The organism is Nitrospinota bacterium, from assembly GCA_016235255.1.
Taxonomy (GTDB): domain Bacteria; phylum Nitrospinota_A; class UBA7883; order UBA7883; family JACRLM01; genus JACRLM01.
On the sequence record JACRLM010000014.1, the window covers coordinates 1 to 22,113 of the forward strand.

Annotated in this window: 17 protein-coding genes and 1 pseudogene; 7 read left to right on the plus strand and 11 right to left on the minus strand. The window is 58.4% G+C overall.

Annotation, left to right across the window (positions count from 1 at the left end; all coding sequences use genetic code 11):
- Window positions 1–131 precede the first annotated feature (131 nt).
- Window positions 132–374, plus strand: a complete 243-nt coding sequence (locus HZB29_01585) for a HEPN domain-containing protein (GenBank protein MBI5814284.1) — start codon at window positions 132–134, stop codon at window positions 372–374.
- A 38-nt stretch (window positions 375–412) separates the two neighbouring features.
- On the opposite strand, the gene thyX is transcribed toward HZB29_01585, so the two are convergent.
- The 8 genes from thyX to HZB29_01625 form a co-directional block, all read right to left on the minus strand.
- Window positions 413–1,141, minus strand: coding sequence for an FAD-dependent thymidylate synthase (gene thyX / locus HZB29_01590; GenBank protein MBI5814285.1), 729 nt, complete (start codon window positions 1,139–1,141; stop codon window positions 413–415).
- Between the two features lie 16 nt (window positions 1,142–1,157).
- Entirely contained in the window at window positions 1,158–2,567 is a 1,410-nt protein-coding gene (gltX, locus tag HZB29_01595) for a glutamate--tRNA ligase (protein MBI5814286.1), read from the minus strand.
- Window positions 2,564–4,342 carry an aspartate--tRNA ligase gene (aspS, locus tag HZB29_01600; GenBank protein ID MBI5814287.1) on the minus strand — a complete coding sequence of 593 codons (1,779 nt, stop codon included), beginning with the start codon at window positions 4,340–4,342 and terminating at the stop codon, window positions 2,564–2,566. Before aspS ends, gltX begins: the two co-directional genes overlap by 4 nt.
- 91 nt (window positions 4,343–4,433) lie before the next feature.
- Entirely contained in the window at window positions 4,434–6,173 is a 1,740-nt protein-coding gene (locus tag HZB29_01605) for a PAS domain S-box protein (protein MBI5814288.1), read from the minus strand.
- Between the two features lie 64 nt (window positions 6,174–6,237).
- Window positions 6,238–7,431 (minus strand): type II secretion system F family protein, encoded by a 1,194-nt coding sequence (locus HZB29_01610; GenBank protein ID MBI5814289.1) that lies wholly within the window; start codon window positions 7,429–7,431, stop codon window positions 6,238–6,240.
- A 45-nt stretch (window positions 7,432–7,476) separates the two neighbouring features.
- Window positions 7,477–8,214 carry a zinc-ribbon domain-containing protein gene (locus HZB29_01615; GenBank protein MBI5814290.1) on the minus strand — a complete coding sequence of 246 codons (738 nt, stop codon included), beginning with the start codon at window positions 8,212–8,214 and terminating at the stop codon, window positions 7,477–7,479.
- A 6-nt stretch (window positions 8,215–8,220) separates the two neighbouring features.
- Window positions 8,221–9,414 (minus strand): PilT/PilU family type 4a pilus ATPase, encoded by a 1,194-nt coding sequence (locus HZB29_01620; protein MBI5814291.1) that lies wholly within the window; start codon window positions 9,412–9,414, stop codon window positions 8,221–8,223.
- Between the two features lie 238 nt (window positions 9,415–9,652).
- Entirely contained in the window at window positions 9,653–11,869 is a 2,217-nt protein-coding gene (locus tag HZB29_01625) for a bifunctional (p)ppGpp synthetase/guanosine-3',5'-bis(diphosphate) 3'-pyrophosphohydrolase (protein MBI5814292.1), read from the minus strand.
- Between the two features lie 160 nt (window positions 11,870–12,029).
- Here HZB29_01625 and HZB29_01630 point away from each other — a divergent pair, with 160 nt between their 5' ends.
- Both HZB29_01630 and radA read left to right on the plus strand, forming a co-directional pair.
- The gene (locus HZB29_01630; GenBank protein MBI5814293.1) at window positions 12,030–12,836 is read left to right on the plus strand and encodes a DUF4124 domain-containing protein; all 807 of its coding nucleotides are present in this window, start codon (window positions 12,030–12,032) and stop codon (window positions 12,834–12,836) included.
- A 9-nt stretch (window positions 12,837–12,845) separates the two neighbouring features.
- Window positions 12,846–14,210 carry a DNA repair protein RadA gene (gene radA / locus HZB29_01635; protein ID MBI5814294.1) on the plus strand — a complete coding sequence of 455 codons (1,365 nt, stop codon included), beginning with the start codon at window positions 12,846–12,848 and terminating at the stop codon, window positions 14,208–14,210.
- A gap of 692 nt (window positions 14,211–14,902) precedes the next feature.
- Here the strand turns inward: radA and HZB29_01640 are convergent.
- The 3 genes and pseudogenes from HZB29_01640 to HZB29_01650 form a co-directional block, all read right to left on the minus strand.
- Window positions 14,903–15,159 (minus strand): annotated as a pseudogene (locus HZB29_01640) (type II toxin-antitoxin system RelE/ParE family toxin).
- The gene (locus HZB29_01645; GenBank protein ID MBI5814295.1) at window positions 15,159–15,389 is read right to left on the minus strand and encodes a type II toxin-antitoxin system prevent-host-death family antitoxin; all 231 of its coding nucleotides are present in this window, start codon (window positions 15,387–15,389) and stop codon (window positions 15,159–15,161) included. The pseudogene HZB29_01640 and the gene HZB29_01645 overlap by 1 nt, the downstream one beginning before the upstream one ends.
- A gap of 141 nt (window positions 15,390–15,530) precedes the next feature.
- Window positions 15,531–16,634 (minus strand): SPFH domain-containing protein, encoded by a 1,104-nt coding sequence (locus HZB29_01650; protein MBI5814296.1) that lies wholly within the window; start codon window positions 16,632–16,634, stop codon window positions 15,531–15,533.
- Window positions 16,635–17,052: 418 nt separating this feature from the next.
- Here HZB29_01650 and motA point away from each other — a divergent pair, with 418 nt between their 5' ends.
- From motA to HZB29_01670, 4 genes are all read left to right on the plus strand, one after another.
- Window positions 17,053–17,916, plus strand: a complete 864-nt coding sequence (motA, locus tag HZB29_01655) for a flagellar motor stator protein MotA (GenBank protein MBI5814297.1) — start codon at window positions 17,053–17,055, stop codon at window positions 17,914–17,916.
- Between the two features lie 261 nt (window positions 17,917–18,177).
- Window positions 18,178–19,542 carry a cobalamin B12-binding domain-containing protein gene (locus HZB29_01660; GenBank protein MBI5814298.1) on the plus strand — a complete coding sequence of 455 codons (1,365 nt, stop codon included), beginning with the start codon at window positions 18,178–18,180 and terminating at the stop codon, window positions 19,540–19,542.
- A 24-nt stretch (window positions 19,543–19,566) separates the two neighbouring features.
- Complete coding sequence (locus HZB29_01665; GenBank protein MBI5814299.1) at window positions 19,567–20,943, plus strand: cobalamin B12-binding domain-containing protein; 1,377 nt, start codon at window positions 19,567–19,569, stop codon at window positions 20,941–20,943.
- Between the two features lie 15 nt (window positions 20,944–20,958).
- The gene (locus tag HZB29_01670) at window positions 20,959–21,999 is read left to right on the plus strand and encodes a hypothetical protein (protein MBI5814300.1); all 1,041 of its coding nucleotides are present in this window, start codon (window positions 20,959–20,961) and stop codon (window positions 21,997–21,999) included.
- Window positions 22,000–22,113: the final 114 nt, after the last annotated feature.

Consider the following 22,113-nt stretch of genomic DNA (forward strand, 5'->3'; position numbering starts at 1 on the left):
CCAGGTTGAGGAAAGTGAGCGGTTATAAACACCTGCCAGAACTGCGTGAGATCATGAAACGGGCTCTGGCGGGGAAGATAATGGTGAAAGCGGCGTGACGGTCATGCCGGGAGTTTCAACTAAAAAAGGGATTGACTCTGACTATGCGCCAGGTGGAGTTTCCAAAGACGCATGATATCCAGGAATTGCTGAACCTTGTGGGGACTGTCGATGGAATACTCGCGGATTCATTGCGGCAAGCCATTTCCTTGACCCCATATGGGGTGGAGATCAGGTATCCAGCCGGACTTCCTGATCCGTCGCAAGGCGAGGCGGAACAGGCCTTGATTCTGGCTGAAAAAGTGAGGGCCGCAATAGCGCGCATGTTGCGTTAAATTGTGAAGCGGCGCATTTGTGGATGCGCCGAAGGACTCTATTTGTCTCCCGATTCTTTGTACGCCCCCCAGATCATCGGCCAGCCGCGCTCCACTATCCCCGCCATCACCTCGGCGTAGGCGCGGATTTCCTTCTGCGCGTCGGGCGCCAGCCTCAACGAAAAATAGTGCAGAAGGTTGCGCATGTCTATGTTCCATATGATCTGGGTATAGGCGGACACCGGCAACACCACCCGCGCCTGCTCCCGCGCCACGCCCAGTTCCAGCAACTTCTTATAGGCGCCGTACGCCAGCCTGTTGCTGTCATCCACAAGCTTCGCCGCTTCGGCGGAGGATTCCGGTGAAAGGTTGGCGCCGCTCATCTGCTTGTTTGCGGAGCTTTGCCCGCGCACGTCGTCCACCGGGGGGATATAGAAAAGGTCCGGGCATTCGGTGTAGCGGAACGACCATTCGTTCAGCGACGCCATCCTGTGGCGCACATGCTGGCGCATCACGAAAATCGGCAGGCGGATCCGGAACGTGAGCGACACCATCTCGAAAGGTGACGTGTGCCTGTCCTTCCAAAGCCTTAATATCAGCTTGCGGTCTGCCTCCGCGTCCTTCCCCTCGCTTCTTTGATACGATGTGCGCGCCGCGCGGGCCACGGCCGAATCGTTGCCAAGATAGTCCACAAGCTCAACTTCGCCCTTGTCGAGCACCGTGTGCACCACGTTAAGCGCGGCTTCCGCCCCTTCGCTAATGGGCCTGTTCGTACTGTTCCCGCTCATCGTATGTCCTCCCGCATCACCCCTGGTTTTCCACGGCCCAATCCGCCGCGTTGCGTATCCGCTTTACGCATTTATCTTTTCCCAGCGCCGCCATCACCTCGAAAAGACCGGGGCTCACGGTCCCCCCCGTCAGCGCCACGCGCACAGGCTGGGCCACGTCTTTAAGCTTTAGCGAGCGCTCTTCCACAAACGCCTTGAAAGCGCTTTCGATCGTGTCGTGGTTGGAGAAATCGGCGGCGTCCAACCGGTCGCCAAGCTCGGTCAGAACTGGAGCCACCGGCGGCGTAAGGTTTTTCAACGCCGCGTCCGCGTGGTATTCCACATGTTCCGCGAAGAAATAGGCCATGCCGTCCGCCATCTCCAAAAGGGTCCTGGCGCGCTGGCGGAGCATCGGCAGTATCCGCCCAACTTCATCTCCGGTGGCGGTGATGTTTTTATTCTTTAGAATCTCAACCACCAGCGGCGCGATAACCTCCACAGGCTCCGTCTTTATATACTCCGAGTTGATCCAGGTAAGTTTCTCCTCGTCAAAACACGCGGCGGATTTGCCCACGGCGTCCAGGTCGAAAAGCTGTTTAAGCTCGCTTGGGGTGAAAATCTCCCGGTCGCCATGGCTCCAGCCCAGCCGCACCAGGTAATTGACCACCGCGGCGGGGAGAATCCCTTTGTCCCGGTATTCAAGGACGGACATGGCGCCGTGACGCTTCGAAAGCCTCGCCTTGTCCTTGCCCAATATCATGGAGACGTGGGCGAATTTGGGGATCGGCAAGCCCAGCGCGTTGTATATCACCACCTGGCGCGGCGTGTTGGCAAGGTGGTCGTCCCCCCGGATAACGTGGGTGATCCGCATGTCCGCGTCGTCCACCACCACGCAGAAGTTGTATGTGGGCGTCCCGTCGCCCCGGGCCAGGATCATGTCGTCGAGCTCCTCGTTGTTGAAGGAGACTGTCCCTCGAAGCAAATCGTCAACGATGGTTGCCCCGGTTTGCGGGGTTGAAATCCGTATCACAAACGGCTGGCCGCAATCGGCGGGAATGTTCTTCCCCCGGCACGTCCCGTCATACTTGGGTTTGCGCCCGGCCTTCTGCGCCTCTTCCCGTTTCCTGTCCAGCTCATCTTTCGGGCATACGCAACGGTAAGCCTTGCCCTCGGCCAAAAGCCTGTCCAGGTACTCCTGATATATCGCCTGCCGCTCCGTCTGGCGGAACGGGCCTTCATCGTAATCAATTTCCAGCCACTTCATGGCGGCGATGATCTGGTTGATGGAATCATCGGTTGAACGCTCGCGGTCCGTGTCCTCGATCCTCAGCACGAACTTACCGTTATGGCGGCGGGCGAACAGCCAGTTGAATATCGCCGTGCGCGCCCCGCCTATGTGAAGGTAGCCTGTGGGGCTGGGGGCGAAACGTGTGCGTACCTCCATCACCTAAGGTCCCTTTTTATACCAAGCTCCCGCAGTTGCTTGGGCGAGACTTCCGCCGGAGCTTCCGTGAGCGGGCAGAACGCCTTTTGCGTTTTCGGGAAGGCTATCACGTCCCGGATGGACTCGGAGCCGGTGAGGATGGCGGTGAGCCTGTCCAGCCCGAAGGCGATGCCGCCGTGGGGCGGGGCGCCGAATTCGAGCGCCTCCAGCAAAAATCCGAACTTCCCCTTGGCCTCTTCGTCGCCGATGCCAAGGGCGGAGAACATCCTGTTCTGCACATCCCGGTCGTGTATCCGGATGGAGCCGCCCCCGATTTCCACCCCGTTTAGCGCCAGATCGTACGCCCGGGCGCGGATTTTCAGCGGATCGGACTCGAACAGCGGCAGGTCTTCGACGACCGGCGAGGTGAACGGGTGGTGCATCGCCACATAGCGCTTCTCCTCCTCGTCGTAGTCGAGCAGCGGGAACTCCGTGATCCACACGAACTCGTACCGCTTGTCGTCCATCAGCCCGAGCTTTTTGCCAAGCGAAAGGCGCAGCCGTCCAAGCGCGTCGAGGGCCACTTTTTTCGCGTCGGCCACGAATATCATCAGGTCGCCGGTCCCGGCTTTTGTAAGCCTCTTTATTTCGTCCAGCGTTTCCGGCTTGAAGAATTTCACGATGGGGGACTGGTATCCCTCCGCCGTCACCTTTATCCACGCAAGCCCCTTGGCCCCCAGCGAGATGGCCTCCTGCGTCAGGTCGTCAACTTCCTTGCGCGAGAAGGCCGCGCCCCCTTTCACCGCCAGGCCCCGTATCGTGCCGCCCCCTGCGATGGCGTCGCGGAACACCTTGAACTCGGCTGTCCCCGCCGGGCCGGACACGTCCGCCATCTCAAGCCCGAACCGCACGTCCGGTTTGTCGGAGCCGTATTTGTTCATCGCGTCGTCAAAGGTCATGCGCGGGAACGGCGTCGTCAATTTGGCGCCGTTTGCCGCCTCGAATATTTTTGCGATCAGCCCCTCGCAGATCTCCTGCACCAAAAGCTCGTCCACGAACGACATCTCCATGTCTATCTGGGTGAACTCCGGCTGCCTGTCCGCCCGCAAATCCTCGTCGCGGAAGCATTTTACTATCTGGAAATACCTGTCCATCCCCGCCACCATCAAAAGCTGCTTGAAAAGCTGGGGCGACTGGGGGAGGGCGTAAAAATGACCCGGGTTGAGCCTGCTGGGGGTGAGAAAATCCCGCGCCCCCTCCGGGGTTGAGCGGGTGAGCATCGGCGTTTCCACTTCCACGAATCCATGCCCGTCCAGGTATGTGCGCGTGGCCATGGAAATCCTGTGGCGCAGCGAAAGGTTGGAAAGCAACGGGCCGCGCCGTATGTCCAGATACCTGTATTTGAGGCGCACAGCCTCGCCGGGGGTCTCCTCATCGTCGATGGGGAAGGGCGGGGTCTTGGACGGATTGAGTATCTGCGCGTCGTCGGCGTACACCTCGATTTCGCCGGTGGGCAATTTCTGGTTCACCGTCCCCTCCGGCCGGGCCGAAATTTTTCCCGTCACCCGCAGGATATACTCGGACCGGGCCGTGTGGGCCACCGCATGGGCCTTGGGGGCCGTTTCAGGGTTTAGCGCCACCTGGGTCACGCCATACCTGTCCCACAGATCAATGAACACAAGGCCGCCGTGGTCACGCCTGCGGCGGACCCATCCGGTCAATGTCACTGTCCTGCCGATATCGGCCTGGCGAAGCTCCCCGCAGTTGTGCGACCTGCGGACGCTGGAATTATCTGGCATCACACGCTCCAATTTTCACGAAAGGCTGGAATTATAACATAGTATCAAAGGGTGGTTTGCAGCATTGGAGGACGCCGGGCGTTCCAGCAAATCACGCCGTGGCGGCGTGGGAGTGCAGGGGGGCTTCAGGAAGCCAAACCGAGAAGGTTGTTCCCTTTTCCGGCTCTGCTCTCACGGTGATCTTTCCTCCGTGGCTCTCCACGATCTTGCTCGCCGTGGGCAGCCCAAGTCCCGTCCCCCGGCTTTTCGTCGTGTAGAACGGCTCGAATATTTTGTCTAGCTGGTCGGGGGGGATGCCGCCTCCGTTGTCCTCCACGGTGATGATTATATAAGGGCCGGAGGCCGATCCTGTTTCTATCGGCTTGCGCGGCGGGCCGCCTTGCGCCCGGGCCGCCTTGACCATAAGTTCCCCCCCGTTTTCCATGGCGTCAATGGCGTTGACGCAAAGGTTCCAGATCACCTGGCGGAACTGCTCCGGGTCCACGTTGGCGAAAAGCCCGGGCTCGATATCGCGATGGCATTCGATCCGCCCTTGCACCCTCGGGTCGGCCAGCAGGAGCGTGGCCATCTCCTTTAGCAGCTCGCCTACGTCCACGACCTGCGGCTTTAACTTCGGCGGCGAGGCGTATTGGAGGAACTGGTTTATGATGCCGTTCAGCCGGTCCGCTTCCCTCATTATGATGTTCACAAGCCGCCTGCCGCCGTATCCCAGCACCGGCTCCAGGTCCGCGGAGAGCATCTGGATGGAGCCTGAAAGCGAAGCGAGCGGATTGCGGATCTCGTGGGCGATGCCCGCGGCCACGCGCCCGATGGCGGCCATCCGTTCGGCGTTGGCCACCTGCCGTTCCATCATCTTGTGGCCGGTGACGTCCTGGAACACGATGACAAATCCCTGCGTCTCGCCCCCGGCGATGAACTCGCTGGCGTTTATGGTGAGGTGCTTTTCTCCGCCGGAGACCTTGCTTATGAACGACCAGTCGAAAGGGGCCTGGTAGTCCCGCGCCTTTTCCGGATTCATAAGCAGCGACGTGAGCGCCGGAAGGCCGATGATATGGTCGAGCCTTTTGTGGCGGATTTCTTCCGGCCCAAGTTCGAGTATCCGTTCGGCGGCCGGATTGTGGGACAGGGTGGTCAGCCCCATGTCCACGGCGATAAATCCGCTTCCCATGTTCTCGATGACGTTTTCGTGAAAGGCCTTGAGCAGCGTGAAGTCCCGGCTCTGCTTGATGAGCTGCTGGTCGGACTTGCTCAAAAGCCCGGTCAGGTACGCGCTCAGGTACGCCACAAGGTAGAAGACGGTGATGTTCATCACCGCCTTCATGAAGATGTATCCAGGATTCACTTCCTCGTAGATCGGGGGAAATAAATGGTACGGGTGGGTTATTTCGAAGAACTCCAGGTCCAGGATCAGTCCGTACGCCACAGAGGCGGCGGAGGCTATGACGTATGTCCTCCCCTTCGACAGGAAAATCGCCCCGCCGATTATCACGAAGATATACAGGAACGAGAAGGGGCTGTCCGCCCCTCCGGTAAAGTGGATGACGCCGGTGATGATGGCCACGTCCACAAGGAACTGGGCGAGGATAAAGCGCCCCACGTTTTTCACGCGCCGCGCGAAGATGGAATAGATTATCGAGACCAGGTAGGCCGCCGCCATGGGAAGCAGCGTGCGGGTGGCCATCAGAAGCGAGCCGTATTTGGCCTGGTAGAACACCACCAGCCCCATGAAGAACGAGATCACCGCCAGCCTTGCCGCCAGCAGGACATTTACTCCCGCCTGGCCCCGTCCATGGTTGGCGGATACAGCCTGATCCGGATTCGCGTCCCGCATTTATGGGTCCATCCGCCCCCGGCGGACCCCGCCGCCCGGCGGCGGGGCCTGTAAGAGGGGCCTCCTATCCAACCACTTCGCCCATCTTGAATATTGGCATGTACATGGCGATGACCACGAAGCCCACCACGATGCCCAGGAACACCATGAGCATCGGTTCGAGCATGGAGGTGAGCCCCTCCACCGCCGTGTCCACCTCTTCGTCGTAGAAGTCCGCGATCTTGTTCATCATCGCGTCCAGGGCGCCGGTCTGCTCGCCCACTTCGATCATTTGCACCACCATCGGCGGGAACACCCCCTGCTCCTTTAGCGGCTCGGCGAGCCCCTTGCCCTGTTTGATGTCGTCTATTATGTTGAGCACCGCCATCTCGATCACCTTCTGGCCGGCCGTCTTCGCGGTTATGTTCAGCCCCTCTATGATCGGCACGCCGGATGATATGAGCGTGCCCATGGTGCGGGTGAACTTGGCCACGGCCACTTTCTGTATCAGGTTGCCGATGACCGGCAGCTTTATGAAAAGCCGGTCTGTGTAAAGCTTGCCTTTGTCGTTTTTCCTGATGTAGATGAACGCCGTGATAATGCCGGCTGGAATAAAGCCCACGGCGTACCAGTATGTGATGACGAAGTCCGAGGCGACGATCACTATCTGTGTGGGCATCGGAAGCTTCCCGCCGAAGTCGGAGAACATCTTGCCGAACATCGGGATGACGAACACCAGCAGGAACACCACCACGGTTATGGCCACCGTGACGATGATTGACGGGTACACCAGCGCCGCCTTGATCTTCCCTTTCAGGGCCATCGCCTTTTCCATATAGGCGGCCAGCCGGTCCAGTATCTTGTCGAGGATACCGCCCACCTCCCCGGCCTCTATCATGTTGGTGAACAGCTCGTCGAAGGTCTTCGGGTGCTTGCGAAGCGCGTCCGCGAATGTCTCGCCGGACTCGACCTTGGCCTTGATGTCCAAAATCATCCTGGCGAATCCCTTGTTGTCCACCGAGTTGCCGAGGATCGACAGGCACTGCACCAGCGGCAGGCCCGCGCTTATCATGGTGGCGAACTGGCGGGTGAAGATGACTATGTCCTTGACCTTCGGCCCGCTGGAAAAAAGGGCGATTTCCTTCCCCTTGGCCTTGATGGACTTAAGCTTGATCTTCTGCTTGGCGAGCATCGCCTTGGCCGCTTCGAGGTTTTCCGCCTCCACCTCGCCGGTCTGCGTACCGACCTTGGTCTCAAACTTGTACTGGAATACAGGCATCTTCCTTTTTCCTTATGGATCGTCCCGGTTCTATCGCCGCAAGGGTCATTCCTTGCCGGTCTCCACCATCGCCTTCTTGAACGCCCTGTAGAACGTCTCGTTGTCGTTGTACGCCTTCTTGAATATCAGCTCCAGGTTGGAGAAGTCCGCCTCGTTGACCACGATGTTGACGCTTTTCGCGAACGCCATCAAGGCGTCAAGCGTCTTGAAGTTCTTTCCTATGAGCGCCACGAACATGTGCCGCCTCAAGTCCATGGTCAAAGGCTCGATGTACTTGAGCACCGGGTTGTTGGCCGGGTCCTGCCCGCCGAAACGCTCGTTGACGATTATGAACTCGTACTTGTTGAACTGGAGCTTGCGCAGCGCCTCGTCCGCGGTCTTCACCGCCGTTACGAGGTAGTTCATCTTTTTGAGCACAAGCGTGAGCCTCTCCGCGTTTTCCGTGTCGGCCAGAAGGGTCCGGGCCGTCCCTTCTTCGAGGATGTCCATCTCGTCCTCGAACGCGTCGGATAGCTCCGGGATGCCCCCGCCGCCCCCGCCGAAGTTGGCGATGGGCACATTCTGCGTCTCGTCGAGGTGGAATGTGGACGGTGTCGATTCCGGAACGCCCCCCAGGTCCGGAAGGCCCCCGGCGCCTGCGCCTGCGCTTCCTTCCTCCAGCTCGCGCCGGGTGGTTATCAGGTTCTTGCAGAACGGGCAGTTGAACTTGACGGTCTTGCCCGGCGGCAGCTTGTCGTCCTGGATGTTTATCCCTTTTTGGCAGGATGGGCATGTCACTTTCATATCAAATCACCTCTTCTTCTTGCGCATCACGCCCATGGCGTCTTTTTCATAGTCCTCGTCCATGGCAAGGCTGTCTATGTCCGTGGTGGCTTGGCCGCGCTTGCTCTTTAGCATGTCTATGTTCCGGCCCACTATCGGCTTGCGGGATGCGTAGGCCATGGCCGTCTCCTCGGTGATCTGCCCCTGGGCGTAAAGGTCGGTTATGCTCTTGTCGAAAGTCTGCCAGCCGAATGGCTCCGCCGCCGTGATGATGTCGTAGAAAGTCTTCCCTTCGGACTCTCCGTTGAGGATGGAGTCCTTCACGCGCAGGTTGCTCCCCATGACTTCAAACGCCGCCACGCGCCCCCCGCCAGCCTTGGGCAGCAGCCGTTGGCACACGATCCAGCGGATAGTCTCCGCCAGGCGGATGCGGATGAGCTTTTCCTCCTCAAGGTCGAACATGCCCACGATGCGGTTTATCGTCTGCCCGGCGTCCACCGTGTGCAGGGTGCTCATCACAAGGTGCCCGGTCTCCGCGGCGGACATGCCGATCTCCACCGTCTCCCGGTCGCGCATTTCGCCCACCAGGATCACTTTGGGCGCCTGGCGCAGCGCGGCGCGAAGCCCGCTGGCGAACGCGTCGAAGTCCTTGCCCAGTTCGCGCTGGTTGAACGTGGCCTTCTTGTGCGGATGCATGAACTCCACAGGGTCCTCCAGCGTGACCACGTGGATCGACTTTTTCACGTTGATAACGTCTAGCATCGCGGCCAGCGACGTGGTCTTGCCGGATCCCGTGGCCCCCGTCACCAGCACCAGGCCGTTTTTCTCCTCCGATATCTTGTGGAAGATAGCTGGGAGCTTAAGGTCGTCTATCGAAGGGATTATCGTCTCCAGTTTCCTGAGCACCAGCGAGTATGTGTTGCGCTGGGAAAATATGTTCACGCGGAACCGGGCCAGGTCCCCCACGAAATACGATGTGTCCGCCGAGCCGTTCACCAGCAGGTTTTTCAAAAGCCTGTGGTCGGAGCCGATGATGTTCAGCGCGATCATCTCTGTCTGGTACGGGGTGAGTTTCCAGATGGGAGGCTTGGTCTCCACGTCCACGAGCACGCCGGAGGACTCCACCTGCAGCGCCTTGCCCACGGTGATGTTCAGGTCCGAGACGTTGTCATGGCTTTTGAGCATCGTCTCTAGTACGTGGTCCAGTTCGGCTCGTCTCATTTGCTAACCTCTTCTAAACCCCTAGTATGCCAGCGGCATGTGATTCCCGCTCCCGCCAAATGTCCAGCAGTCCGCGTTTTTTTCACCCCTTTTAACACCCTGGAGGCGGGCTCCCCGCCAACAAGTTTAAATTATATATAAATTGGCGGGTAAATAGACAAGAAAAAACAAGGGAATAAGTAAAAAGTGAAGGTGAGTGGCGCCCCCTGATTTTTACGCTGTTTTGGCGTTCTGCCGCCTATGCCCTTCCCCGGGGCCGCCGGTCCTTGGGTTTGATGGCGTTGCGGTCGCGGATGCGCTCCACGCTGATCACCCCCGCCTGGCGCATCAGCGCGCTCATGATCTTGCGAAGGTGCGAAAGGTCGTGGATGCCGATGGTGAGGTATATCCGGCCCCTGTTGTCCGGGCTGGTCTGTATGTTCGCCTCGCTGATGTTCGATCCGTTGTCGGCTATCACTGCCGAAACGTTGGCCAGCATGCCCGGCTTGTCCTCGGTCACCACCGATATCATCACCGAATGGGTGGACACCGTTTTCACGTCCCACTCCACCTCCACGCAGCGCTCAGAGTCCAGCCCCAGGTTTATTGCGTTGGGGCAGTCCGCCGTGTGCACCACAAGGCCCCGCCCCCGGGAGATGAAACCTTTGATCGCGTCTCCCGGCACGGGGTTGCAGCATTGGGCGAACTTGATGAGAACGTCGTCCATTTCCTGTATCCGCACTCCGGTGAAGCGCGCCGGGCGCGCCGGGGCTTTTTCCTCTATCTTTTTGAGGGCTCCCGCGTCCGCCTTGCGCTCCCTTTCGAGAAGCGCCTCTTTCGGGAGGATCTTCAGCAGCACATGGGAAAGCTTCAGGCTGCCAAGCCCGATGGCGATAAGCATGCTCTCCAGGGACATGTATCCCACCGACTGCGCCGCGGGAAGAAGGTAAATTTCCTCCATGTAAGTCTGCGGCGAAAGGCCGTACCCGGCGATTTCCTTCTCCAGAAGCTCGCGGCCCAGGGCCAGGGCGCGCTGCTTTTCCACCTGCTTTAAGTACGCGCTTATTTTCGTGCGGGCCTTGGAGGTCTTCACGAACTTCAGCCAGTCGCGCGAGGGGTGCTGCTGGACGCTTGTGAGGATTTCCACTATGTCGCCGTTCCTGAGCTCGTAGCGCAGCGGGGCGAGCTTGCCGTTTATCTTCGCGCCGATGCAATGGTTCCCCACGTCGGTGTGGATGGCGTACGCGAAGTCTATCGGCGTGGCGCCGCGCGGGAACGGGCGCACTTCCTGCTTGGGGGTGAACACGTAAACTTCGTCCGGAAAAAGGTCTATCTTCACCTTTTCCAGGAATTCCCGGGGGTCGGAAACGTCCTGCTGCCATTCGAGCAGCCGGCGCAGCCATACTATCTGGTCGTCCCCCTTTTTCTCCTTGCCGCCCCCTTCCTTGTAGCGCCAGTGGGCGGCGATCCCCTCCTCGCACACCGAGTTCATGCGCCGGGAGCGTATCTGGATTTCCACAGGCTTGCCCCCGGGGCCGAGCACCGTTGTGTGCAGGCTCTGGTACATGTTCGCCTTGGGCAGGGCGATATAGTCCTTCAGTTTGCCGGGGATCGGCTTGAACATCCCGTGGATCACCCCCAGCACGGTGTAGCAGTCATCATCGGCGTTGGTTATCACCCTCACCCCCAAAAGGTCATAGACTTCGTCAAGGGGGATTTTCTGGCGCCGCATCTTGGCGAAAATGGAATAGTAATGCTTGGGCCGCCCCTTCACCTCCACGGTTATCCCATCGGTGGCGAGTTTTGCGGTGAGTTCTGAGACCAGGTTTGCGATATATTTTTCCCGCTCCGCCTCCACCGCCTCCACGTGGTGCTTTATCTCGTTGAACTCCCTGGGCCAGATATACTTGAAGCTGTCGTTCTCCAGTTCCGATTTTATCCAGCCGATGCCGAGCCGGTTTGCCAACGGGGCGTAGATGTCCAGTGTCTCCTGGGCTATTTTGCGCTGTTTTTCGGGCTTTAAGTAGTCCAGCGTGCGCATGTTATGCAGCCGGTCGGCAAGTTTTATCAGGATCACCCGGATGTCCTTGCTCATGGCCAGGATCATCTTGCGCATGTTCTCCGCCTGGCGCTCTTCCTTGTCCATGGCGGCGGACTCTATCTGCGAAATCTTCGTCACCCCGTCCACAAGGCTTAGAACCTCGTCGTTGAAAAGGCTTCTTATCTCGTCGGGGGAGGCGAAGGTGTCCTCCACGGTGTCGTGGAGCAGCCCAACGGTGACGGCCACGTGGTCGAGCTTCATTTTGGAGAGGATATACGCCACTTCCAGGGGGTGGTTTAGGTACGGTTCGCCGGAAACGCGCTTTTGCCCCTTGTGGCACCTGGCGGCGAAGGCATAGGCCCGCCACACCATCTCCAGATCGGCGTCCGGGATGTTCTTTCGAAGCTCTTCAATGATGAATTCAGGACGTATCAAAGCCTAAAACCCACCCTGCAAGTTCTATCTGGACAATAATACCACATTTTTCATGTGGTTACAGTCGGACGGTGGTTGTAAACGTGGTTCTGGAGGGATAATCACGTGGAGATGACCGTCAGCGCCAACAACCTCCAATATTCTGATATAATAAGCGCTTATGAAAACCGGAACTTATTTTGCCGTCATCGTGGCGCTGGCCGCCGCACTGGCGTCCAACTCGCTTCCTGCCAACGCGCAGAGCATTTATAAATGGGTGGACGAGCAGGGTGTCACCCATTTTGGGAACGATCCATACAAAGCCCCCAAGACCGCCACCAAGGAAAAGGCCGTTTACAACGGAGATGTCCCCGAAGCCGAGGAGGCCCCTGCCGCGGAAACAAAGCCTCAGGAGCCAGCCGCCAATGGCGCAAAAGACCGGGCCAAGGGGGGGCTTGAAGTGGTGGGCAACGCCATCGAAATACTCAACTCCGAGACAGGCCTTGCCATCGTAAAGGCTTCGGTGAAAAACAATTTCGACTACCCGGTGGAGGGTGTGCGGCTGGACGTGGTGATCTATCAGCCCGACGGAGCGAAGCTCGAACCCCTTTCCATCCCTTACGAAGGGGGAGCGCCGAAGGGCAAACTGAAGGCGGCGGAGATTGGCGCGATTGAGCGGGAAATAAACATGCGGCCGGAGGACGTGGCCGGTTACGAGTTTCAGGTGGTGTGGGCGTTTTTTGAAAGCACTGGAAAACCGGCCGAAGGGCAGTCCGGAGACAATGTGTTCCACAAAGTAGTCCCCAAAGGGAAAAAAGGGGAGCCCGCCCCGGCGGCCGAAGCCGGAAAACCGGGGGAGCAGAAAACTCCACCCAAGACCGAGCAGGCCAAGGAAGAGAAAAAAGAGCCGTCCCGGCTGCTTAAACGCATCCTTGAAAAACGGCAGAAAGACGCGGAGGCGGCCAAGGCCGCCAAACCTTCCGAATAAACGCCGCCAATGGCAAAGTCCTCCCTTGTTTACATCTGCCAGTCATGCGGGCATCAAAGCGGCAAATGGCTGGGTAAATGCCCCTCATGCAACCAGTGGGACACGTTTAGCGAGGAACGCCCCGTCCAGTCCACCGGCACACACGCCCATCGCCGGTGGGTAGATTCGGGCGCCAACGATCCCATCCCCATATCCGCCGTGGAAAACGACGAGGGGGACAGGTTCCCCACAGGCATAGGCGAGCTGGACCGGGTGCTCGGCGGCGGCATCGTCACAGGCTCGCTCTCTTTGGTCGGCGGTGATCCGGGGATCGGAAAGTCCACGCTTCTGTTACAGGTGGCCGGGGCCATATCGAAGATCGCGCCTGTGCTGTACGTTTCAGGCGAGGAGTCCCCGGCGCAGATACGGATGCGGGGCGAACGGCTGGGGTGCATATCCGAAAACCTGTTCATCCTGCCGGAGACGCAGGTGGAGGAGATCGAACGGCGCGTGTCCAACCTGCGCCCGTCGCTTGTGATTGTGGACTCCATACAGACCATATATACCGACCAGATACCCTCCGCCCCCGGCACCGTGGGGCAGGTGCGCGAAGCGGCCGGGAGGCTTTTGGCGCTGTGCAAGAAAAGCGGCATTCCGATGTTTTTGATCGGCCACGTCACAAAGGACGGCGCCATAGCCGGACCAAGATTGTTGGAGCACATGGTGGACACGGTGCTTTATTTCGAGGGGGAGAAAGGAAGCCCGTTCCGCATATTGCGCGGGGTGAAAAACCGTTTTGGCTCCACCAACGAGATCGGCGTGTTCGAGATGAAAAGCCAGGGGCTCATGGAGATCGCCAATCCGTCGGAGATATTCATATCCGACAAGCCCGGCGCGGTCTCCGGCAGCGTGGTGGTGGCGTGCGTGAACGGCACGCGGCCGCTGCTTGTGGAGATACAGGCGCTTGTCACCTCCACCAATTACCCGGCGCCGCGCAGGACGTGCGTGGGGGTGGACCCGAACCGGGTGGCGATATTGATTGCGATAATAGAGAAACGGGCCGGATACCACATCATGGGGGAGGACGTGTTCGTAAACCTTGCCGGCGGTGTGCGCATAGAGGAGCCCGCGGTGGACCTGGGGGTGATAACCTCGATAGTCTCAAGTTTCCGGGACGTGGCGGTGGACTCCCGCACGGTGGTGATAGGGGAGGTGGGGCTTGGCGGCGAGATACGCGCAGTGCCGATGATAGAACAGCGTGTGGTGGAAGCGGCCAAGCTCGGCTTTGACCGCGCGATAATACCTAAGACCCGCGTCAGCATCTCCGCCCCCGGGAAGATGGAACTTGCGGCGGTGGAGACAGTGAGCGAAGCGCTGGACCTTGCGGTGGGGTGAGGGGGGATAGAAGGGGCTGTCTAAAGTGTCATTGGGACACTATCCTTGCTACCCCGTGGTCGCTGACCACGGCATTATTGCGCCGCTGTCCATGGGTGTCCTTCACCACTCCCTTGAGGGGAGGGGGCTTCGGGGAGGGGGCAAACGATTTTTCATCTATATGTCACCCCGAGCCTGTCGAGGGGCGAATAACCCTCTTCGGGAGCGCGGGCATCTTCGTATACGGCGGCATGAGAGTCCGGGGTGACAGCGTTCGTTTCGTGTGTTTTACCTTTTGGGCAACAGCCCGGCCCGACCACGGTTCTCCTCGCTTTAGGAATCCGTGGTCAGCGACCACGGGGAAGCAGAAAATCATTTTCGACAATGGGTTTTTTCCTTTGGGAGCGCGGGCATCTTGCCCGCAATCGGTATGGCGCGGCTCAATACCGCGATATACCGAAAAAGAACTATGGCGTTTCGTTACCGATGTTTTATTGGGCGCGGTTTTTCCTTCTGAACGCCGCCATCGAAGCGGCATTGCCGCAGCCAGGATGATTATTCTAACGCTCGCCGGAGTGTTGTAGCCCGAAGGGCGGTCACCCCGGCGTCCTTTAAGCATGACGCAAGAAGTCCGGGGTGACGCGCTTGTTCGCTTAAACACCCCGGATAGCACCCAAAGGAGTCGCCAGCGCTCCGGGGGGGCAGCTTAACGCCTAAAACCTCCTGTAAACATCCTTGCGGTGAGCGGTGTGGACTATAAAAATGGTCATTCCACTATTTCATAAAGAATCCTGTAATCACCGGTCCTGACGCGCCAGAGGTTTTCGGCCCCGGCGATTTTTTCGCAACCGGGTGGGCGCGGATTTGATTCAAGCGATTCTATCTTTTTGATGATCCTGGACTGGATTTCATTCGGTAATTTCTTGATCGCCCGCTGGGCCGGCGGCCTCAAGACCACCGTATATGGCATCAGTCGAGGCCCAACTGTTTTTTGAACCGGGCCAGCGTCACTCCTCCCTTTTCTTTTTTTGCCTTCCTCGCAATTCTCAGGTCGGCCCGGTCTTCCTCAACACGCCGTATTTTTCTCAGCAGCTTGAGTTCTTCCATGGAAATAATCGCGCCTATGTTTTTGCCGTCCACGGAGATCACGACAGGCTTTTTCCCGGCGGAGGCTTTTTTCAGCAGAGCGTTCAATTCCATTTTCCTGTATCCAATTTGATATTGACGCAGTCCAACGTCATTTTGCATCAAAGCGCCGATTCCGGCAAGATGCGTTGATTGCCCCGGCTGACCACTGTCTAATGCGGCAATCGCCTGCGTGTCGCCGATGCTACGAGGATGTCAACTCCCCGGCAACGGCGGCGGGGTCTGGGCGAGCAGTCCCATAAGCTCCGCCACCTGCCCCGCGGGGGCCCAGTTTGCCATCCCTTGTTTCCACACCAGCGTTTCAGCGTTCAACTGGCCTGCCTTCACGTATTCGGCCAGCGCCGCCATGTCAAACGGCCCGGCCTGTTTGCCGCCAAGGCCCAGGTAAAATGCCGCCGCCGCGCCTGGCAACGGGGGAGGCGCCGTCCCTCCCTGCATTCCGGGCAGGCCGCCCGCCTGGGTCATCTGGTTCATCATGGCAAACCCCATCCCCACACCGGCCCCCGCCGCCGCAAGACCCCCGGGATTTTTCGCCGCGTCGGGTATGGAGCTTGCCGTCTGGTATTGGGTGAAGGTTTTCATGTCCCCCACGGCGCGCATGGCGCCCGCCTTGTCTATGGCCGCCTCCACTTCCTCGGGCAGCCCGATGTCCTGCACCTGCACTTCCGTCACCTCCAGCCCGAATCCCTCGAAGCCGGGGGCGATTTTATCTTTCAGTATCCCGCCGAGGGTCACCACCTTGCTTTCAAGGTCGAGCACCGGCACTCCCATCTCCGGCATCACTTCCTTTATCCGAAGCCCGATCTTGCCGCGCAGGTTGTCCTCTATCGCCTCGGTGGTGAAATTGCCGTCCGTCCCCACTATCTCCCGGATGAATATGGCGGGGTTCTTCACCTTTATCGAATATATCCCGAAGGCGGTGACGCGCACCGCGCCAAATTCCCTGTCCCTCATGGTGCACGGGCCCGGCGTCCCCCACTTAAGGGAGGTGAACTGCCGCGTGGAGCAGAAATAGACCTCCGCCTTGAACGGGCTGTGGAAACCGTATTTCCACCCCTTGAGGGTGGATAGGATCGGCAGGTTTTCCGTGGCCAGTGTGTACATCCCCGGATAGAACACGTCCGCGATCTTTCCCTGGTCTATGAACACCGCCGCCTGCCCCTCGCGCACCACAAGCTTGGCGTTGTACTTTATTTCGTTGTCCAGCCGCTCAAACCTGTGGACCAGCGTGTTGCCTGTGTCGTCTATCCATTCGACGATATCAATGAATTCGCCGCGGATTTTGTCGAAAAGGGCCATGGCATTTCCCCCCCAAGCGAGTTTTTAAAGACCACGCGGGCGCTTTTGACCCGCCGTTCACGTCTTTACAAGAAACCTGCCGATACTTCGCTCAACGATACCAGAAGGGGAGGGCGCGTTCAATCGGTTTTGGAGGAGCGCCATACCTCGTATGACAACCGCGATCTTTCGGTTTGATTCCATGTGTACCGGCTATAATAAGGTTGAAAAATTAACTTGAAATATCCGCCGGATTGCTATAATTTGTCACCTCCGTTGAAAAAGGTGTATTTGACAGAGTGAATTGTATGATGTGGCTTCAATCCAGTGTAATAACCTTGCCGTTGCAGGCCTTGCCAGTTGTTTCGGGTCCACGGGAAACGAAACATCGTGTTACACAATCATTTCCTGGCCTTATAACCGCTGACGGTCTATAACTATGGTCGCAATACTTGGGATAATCGGTGTTTTCGTGGCGGTCATCGGGGGCTACCTGATGGAGCACGGAAACCTTGCGCTTCTGCTCCAGCCCGCCGAGCTTGTGATAATCGGCGGGGCGGCGGCTGGCGCCATGTTCATAGCCTCGCCGATGAGCGTGATCAAGGCGGTGATGGGGGGATTGAAGAACGTTTTTGGCGGGAAGACCCATTCCAAGAAGGATTACATACAGCTTTTGCAGCTATTGAACGAGTTCTTCCAGAAAATCCGCAAGGACGGGCTGGCCTCCATCGAGTCGCACATAGAAAAGCCCCAGAGCAGCGATATATTCAGGAAATACCCCATCATCCTGCACGACCATCACGCGCTGTATTTCATCACCGACACTTTCCGGGTGGTCACCACAACGAAGATCGCCTCTGGCAAGCTTTCGCAGCTATTGGACACGGAACTGGACACGCATCACGACGAGATGATGGTGTCGGCCAACAGCGTCACCTTCGTGGCCGATTCGCTGCCGGGGCTTGGGATCGTGGCGGCGGTGCTCGGCGTGGTGATCACAATGCAGAAGATGAGCGAGCCTCCGGAGGTGTTGGGCCACAGCATAGGCGCGGCCCTTGTGGGCACGTTCCTTGGCATCCTTATGAGCTACGGGTTCGTCGGCCCCATGGCCAAGAAGCTGGAGCATCTGGCGGCGGCCGAGGGGCAGTTCCTGCGGGTGATTAAAGAGACGATGGTGGCCTTCGTCGGCGGCGAACCGGCCCAGATAGCCATCGAGTTTGGCCGCCGCGTCATCCCTTCCAACGTAAAGCCCACTTTCGCGGAGCTCGAAGAAGTCCTGCGCAAGATGAAGGACGCAAAGTAAGAAGCTTTTCAAGCCATCCCCCGTTGCGCATGTCGCGGCGCAACTGATTCTCCAAAGCCGTTTTCCCTGATCAGCCAGGCGTCACTTTCCAGCCGCCAAACGCTCTTGCTTAAAATATTTGCTTGACAAAAATAAGAAAAAATATGAATACTTGCATGGTCTGATACTAGATGAACAATAGTATTGTAATTTAGTAAGTGCGCCGCCCGGCCGGGGCGGTTCCCATGGATATGGCACGCTCGGAGGGTCAATAAACAGATCATGGCGAAGGGCCTTATTTTTGTCCCCAGGGTGGATGACCGCTATTACACGGCGGACGCGCGGCTGTTGTCCGGAATTTTGCCCTGGCTGGGCCCGGAATATGTGCGCCTGTACGCCCAGGTAAAGGGTGGGCACGATGTGCGGGTGATCTATGATGACGTGGACCCCGGGGTTGACATCTACTCCATGGTGGCGCAGGCCCCGCCCGATACCCTGATCGGCATAAGCGTCACCTCCCTTTCATACGGCGCCGCCGCGCGCATCATGAACATCGCCCGCGCCCGGGAGATGCGGGTGGTGTTGGGAGGCCCGCACATACGCTCCGCCTGGCGGATGATATTGGAGCGCAGGCCATACGCGCTGTGCGTCACTTCATCGGGGGAGGAGGCGTTCCTGGCGCTGCTCAACGATGAACCGCTCGATAAGGCGCCCGGCCTTGCCTTCGTTGGGCCGGGAGGAATTAGGCAAAATCCCGGCGCCAACGTCCAGTATGAAGAACTGCCCATGATCAACACAACAATAGATTATGAGCCTTTCTTCAAAAGATGGGACGCCGCCAGCGGCTCTCTTTACCAGAACGGCGGAAGCCGCGGGGTGAGCATAAGGGGTGTTAAGGGGTGCGCCAAGACGAAGCAATGCGCGTTCTGCTCGGTGGAGCGTATGGAGTCGTATGACCCTGTGGTGCGCGCCAGGCAGATATTCATGGAGCGCATGGACGCCGCCGGGCGTTTCGGCGAATCGGTCTTTATCAGGGAGTGCAGCGACGACCTTCCGAACACCGAATGCCTGGAGGAGCTGGGCCGGCTCGCCCAAACCGGGCATGACTCGCCGGTGTACGTGTACGCCAGGATCGCCCCGGTGCTAAAGAAGGCGGAACTTGTGAGAAAGGCGGGGTACACGCACTTACTGCTGGGGCTTGAATCTTTCAGCGGCGCGTCATACGACGTGATGGGCAAACCCGCCAAATCCTTCCATCAGCTAAAGGCGCTGCTGGAAAAGACCCGGTCGTCGGGCATGTTTTTTTACATATCCGGAATTCTTGGCTGGCCCGGCGAATCGGTGGAAACTCTGGAGATGGCGCGAAGGAACATCGAGGAGTTGCTCAAGTACGATCATATAAAGGGGATTGCCATAGGGTGTCTTTTACTGTATCCGGACACGGAATTTTACTTGAAGTTGATGCAAGAGCCTGGAATGGCGCAAAAACATCTTGGGCGCAGCGAGGTTTTGGACTATAGCGAGCTGTTCTCCGACTGGCTGGCCCGCTTTTCGGACGGCCTGAAGCTGGACGCCATCGAGTCCATTTTAGGCGGCATATGCTCGATGGACCCGCGGATCAACTATATATCGGGATTTGTGCGGTAGTAATTTTCACAAGGAGCGGCCCACATGCCTGACGCGTTGATTGTCATTCCGAGAGTGGACAAACGGCACAGCACGCCGGGCATCGTGGCGTTGTCCTCCATCCTGCCGGTGATCGGCGTGGAATATATCAAGCTGTACGCGCGGGAAAAGGGGAAGCGCGAAATCAGGGTGTTCTACGAGGACCTGGAGGAAAAGGAAACAATATATGAATTGATAGACAAGGCCGGCGGGGAAACGGTCATCGGGGTGCATATCACCTCGCTGTCGTACGAAAACTCCGTGCGGATCATGGAGTACGCCCACGCAAGAGGTCTTCGGGTTGTGGTGGGGGGGCCGCACGCCCAGATAAGCTGGAAGCTGATCCTGCAATACCGCCCTTACGCCATATGCGTCCCCTCCTATGGGGAAGTGGCCATGCTCGCGCTCATCGAGGGCAAGCCCCTTTCGGACGTGCCGGGAATCATCTATCTGGAGAATGGCGCGATCCATAAAAATCCGGCGGAGCCGGTCAATTATGAGGAACTGCCGTTGATAAACGGGCTTATAGACCACGAGCCGTTCTTCCGCAAGTGGCAGGGGGCGAAAAAGATATACAAGCAGAACGATTCCAGGGGATACGTGAGCGTGAGGGGGATCAAGGGATGCGCCAAGCCCAAGCCGTGCACGTTCTGCACCGTTGAAAGGATGGAGACGTACGATCCGGTGAAAAGGGCCGAGCGCATTTCGGCGGAGCGATTTGACGCCACGGCGCGGTTCGGCGGCAACATCTTCATTCGCGAATGCAACGACGACCTGCCCAACAGGGAATGCCTGCTCGCGCTCAAGGCCCTCACCCCCGCCGACTACAAAACACCCATCTACAATAACGCGAGGATAAACGAACTTCTGCGGGACGGCCTGCCGGAGCTTGTGCGGGGCGCGGGGTACACCGACCTGCTATTGGGGCTCGAATCGCTTTCCGAGCCGGGATTAAAGTACACCGGCAAATCGCTCAACTCCCTGCGGGACCTGCACAGGCTGCTCAAGAAGACCGAGTCCACCGGGCTGAATTTTTACATATCCTGCATCATGGGGTGGCCGGGGGAGACCCGTGAAACATACTCGCAAATAGAGCGGAACATCGAGGCGCTGCTTGAGTACAAGCATGTGGTAAGCGTTGGGCTGGGGTTCCTGATACTTTACCCGTACACGCACCTGTTCAACCTTCTCATGGACGATCCTGTTTACGGCAGAAAGCATTTCGGCAGGCCGGACGCCGACATCCTGGACTATTTCGGGCTGTTCTCCGACTGGTTAAACAAGTTCGCAAACGGGCTTAGCTACGATTTCCTGGACGATTTCATGCAAAACATGACGGCAAGGCACAAGCAGGTGATCTACCTGTCCGGCTTTGCCGTATGACGCCGCGGGGATAGGATGAATATGCTGATTTATATTGCGCAGCTGACCCACCGGTCCAACGGGGTGAACCAGAACCGCAGCTTCCCACTCGCCGCCGGCTGCCTGGCGGAGGCGCTGGCGCAGGAATTCGACGCGCAGATCAAGGTCAGGATATTCAAGGACCCGGCCGGACTGTCGGCATGCGTCAAAAGCGAACCGCCCGATGCGCTGATGCTTTCCAACTATCTTTGGAACGAGCGGCTTTCTCTGGCCTTCGCCGCCAAGGCGCGCCGTAATTATCCGGACATGCTCATAGTCATGGGCGGTCCAAACTTAAGCAATGACCGGGTGGCGCTCATCGGGTTTCTGAAGGCAAACAGCTTCATCGACAAAATAGTTCTGCATGAAGGGGAACTGGCCGCCGTTGCGATCGTAAAAAAATTTCTGGAAACAAAGGACAGGTTTGCGGTCCGCCGGGAGCGTATCCCCAGCGCAATCAGTCTTGTTGGCGATAAGGTGATTGACGGAATTTGGGACACGGAAAACGAGACCGCCGACGCAAAACCGGGTGAAACCGGCGGCGCCACATTGGACGATATACCATCCCCGTACCTTTCCGGCAGGTTCGACCGGTTTTTCACGGACGGGGAGCATCCGCTGATAGAGACCGCGCGCGGCTGCCCTTTCCAGTGCGCGTATTGCCAGCAGGGGCGCAGGAACAACAAGCGGGTGAGACATTACAGCCATGAGCGCGTCCGCGCGGAGGTGATGTACATCTCCCGGAAAATCCGGGAGCGCGGTGTTGACATCAAGACCCTTAGCATCGCCGACTCCAACCTGGCGATGTACGAACGGGACATGGACACCATCGGCGTGATACGGGAGGCCCAGGACAAATACGGCTTCCCCATGTTCATCATCTGCTCCACAGGAAAGAACAAGCCCGCCCTTGTGACGGAGGCGATATTGAAGTTGAAGCCCGATTCGATCCTCTACCGCAATTCCCTGCAGTCCCTCAATGAGCCGACGCTTGAGGCAATACAGCGGAGCAACAGAGTCAATCCCTTTTTTAGTTGAAACTCCCGGCATGACCGTCACGCCGCTTTCACCATTATCTTCCCCGCCAGAGCCCGTTTCATGATCTCACGCAGTTCTGGCAGGTGTTTATAACCGCTCACTTTCCTCAACCTG

Coding starts and splice junctions, on each gene's coding strand:
- thyX (MBI5814285.1), bottom strand. CDS start 1,141: ATGAGCGGGAACAGTACGAACAGGCCCATTAGCGAAGGGGCGGAAGCC.
- aspS (MBI5814287.1), bottom strand. CDS start 4,342: ATGCCAGATAATTCCAGCGTCCGCAGGTCGCACAACTGCGGGGAGCTT.
- HZB29_01605 (MBI5814288.1), bottom strand. CDS start 6,173: ATGCGGGACGCGAATCCGGATCAGGCTGTATCCGCCAACCATGGACGG.
- HZB29_01610 (MBI5814289.1), bottom strand. CDS start 7,431: ATGCCTGTATTCCAGTACAAGTTTGAGACCAAGGTCGGTACGCAGACC.
- HZB29_01615 (MBI5814290.1), bottom strand. CDS start 8,214: ATGAAAGTGACATGCCCATCCTGCCAAAAAGGGATAAACATCCAGGAC.
- HZB29_01620 (MBI5814291.1), bottom strand. CDS start 9,414: ATGAGACGAGCCGAACTGGACCACGTACTAGAGACGATGCTCAAAAGC.
- HZB29_01630 (MBI5814293.1), top strand. CDS start 12,030: ATGAAAACCGGAACTTATTTTGCCGTCATCGTGGCGCTGGCCGCCGCA.
- radA (MBI5814294.1), top strand. CDS start 12,846: ATGGCAAAGTCCTCCCTTGTTTACATCTGCCAGTCATGCGGGCATCAA.
- HZB29_01645 (MBI5814295.1), bottom strand. CDS start 15,389: ATGGAATTGAACGCTCTGCTGAAAAAAGCCTCCGCCGGGAAAAAGCCT.
- HZB29_01650 (MBI5814296.1), bottom strand. CDS start 16,634: ATGGCCCTTTTCGACAAAATCCGCGGCGAATTCATTGATATCGTCGAA.
- motA (MBI5814297.1), top strand. CDS start 17,053: ATGGTCGCAATACTTGGGATAATCGGTGTTTTCGTGGCGGTCATCGGG.
- HZB29_01660 (MBI5814298.1), top strand. CDS start 18,178: ATGGCGAAGGGCCTTATTTTTGTCCCCAGGGTGGATGACCGCTATTAC.
- HZB29_01665 (MBI5814299.1), top strand. CDS start 19,567: ATGCCTGACGCGTTGATTGTCATTCCGAGAGTGGACAAACGGCACAGC.
- HZB29_01670 (MBI5814300.1), top strand. CDS start 20,959: ATGAATATGCTGATTTATATTGCGCAGCTGACCCACCGGTCCAACGGG.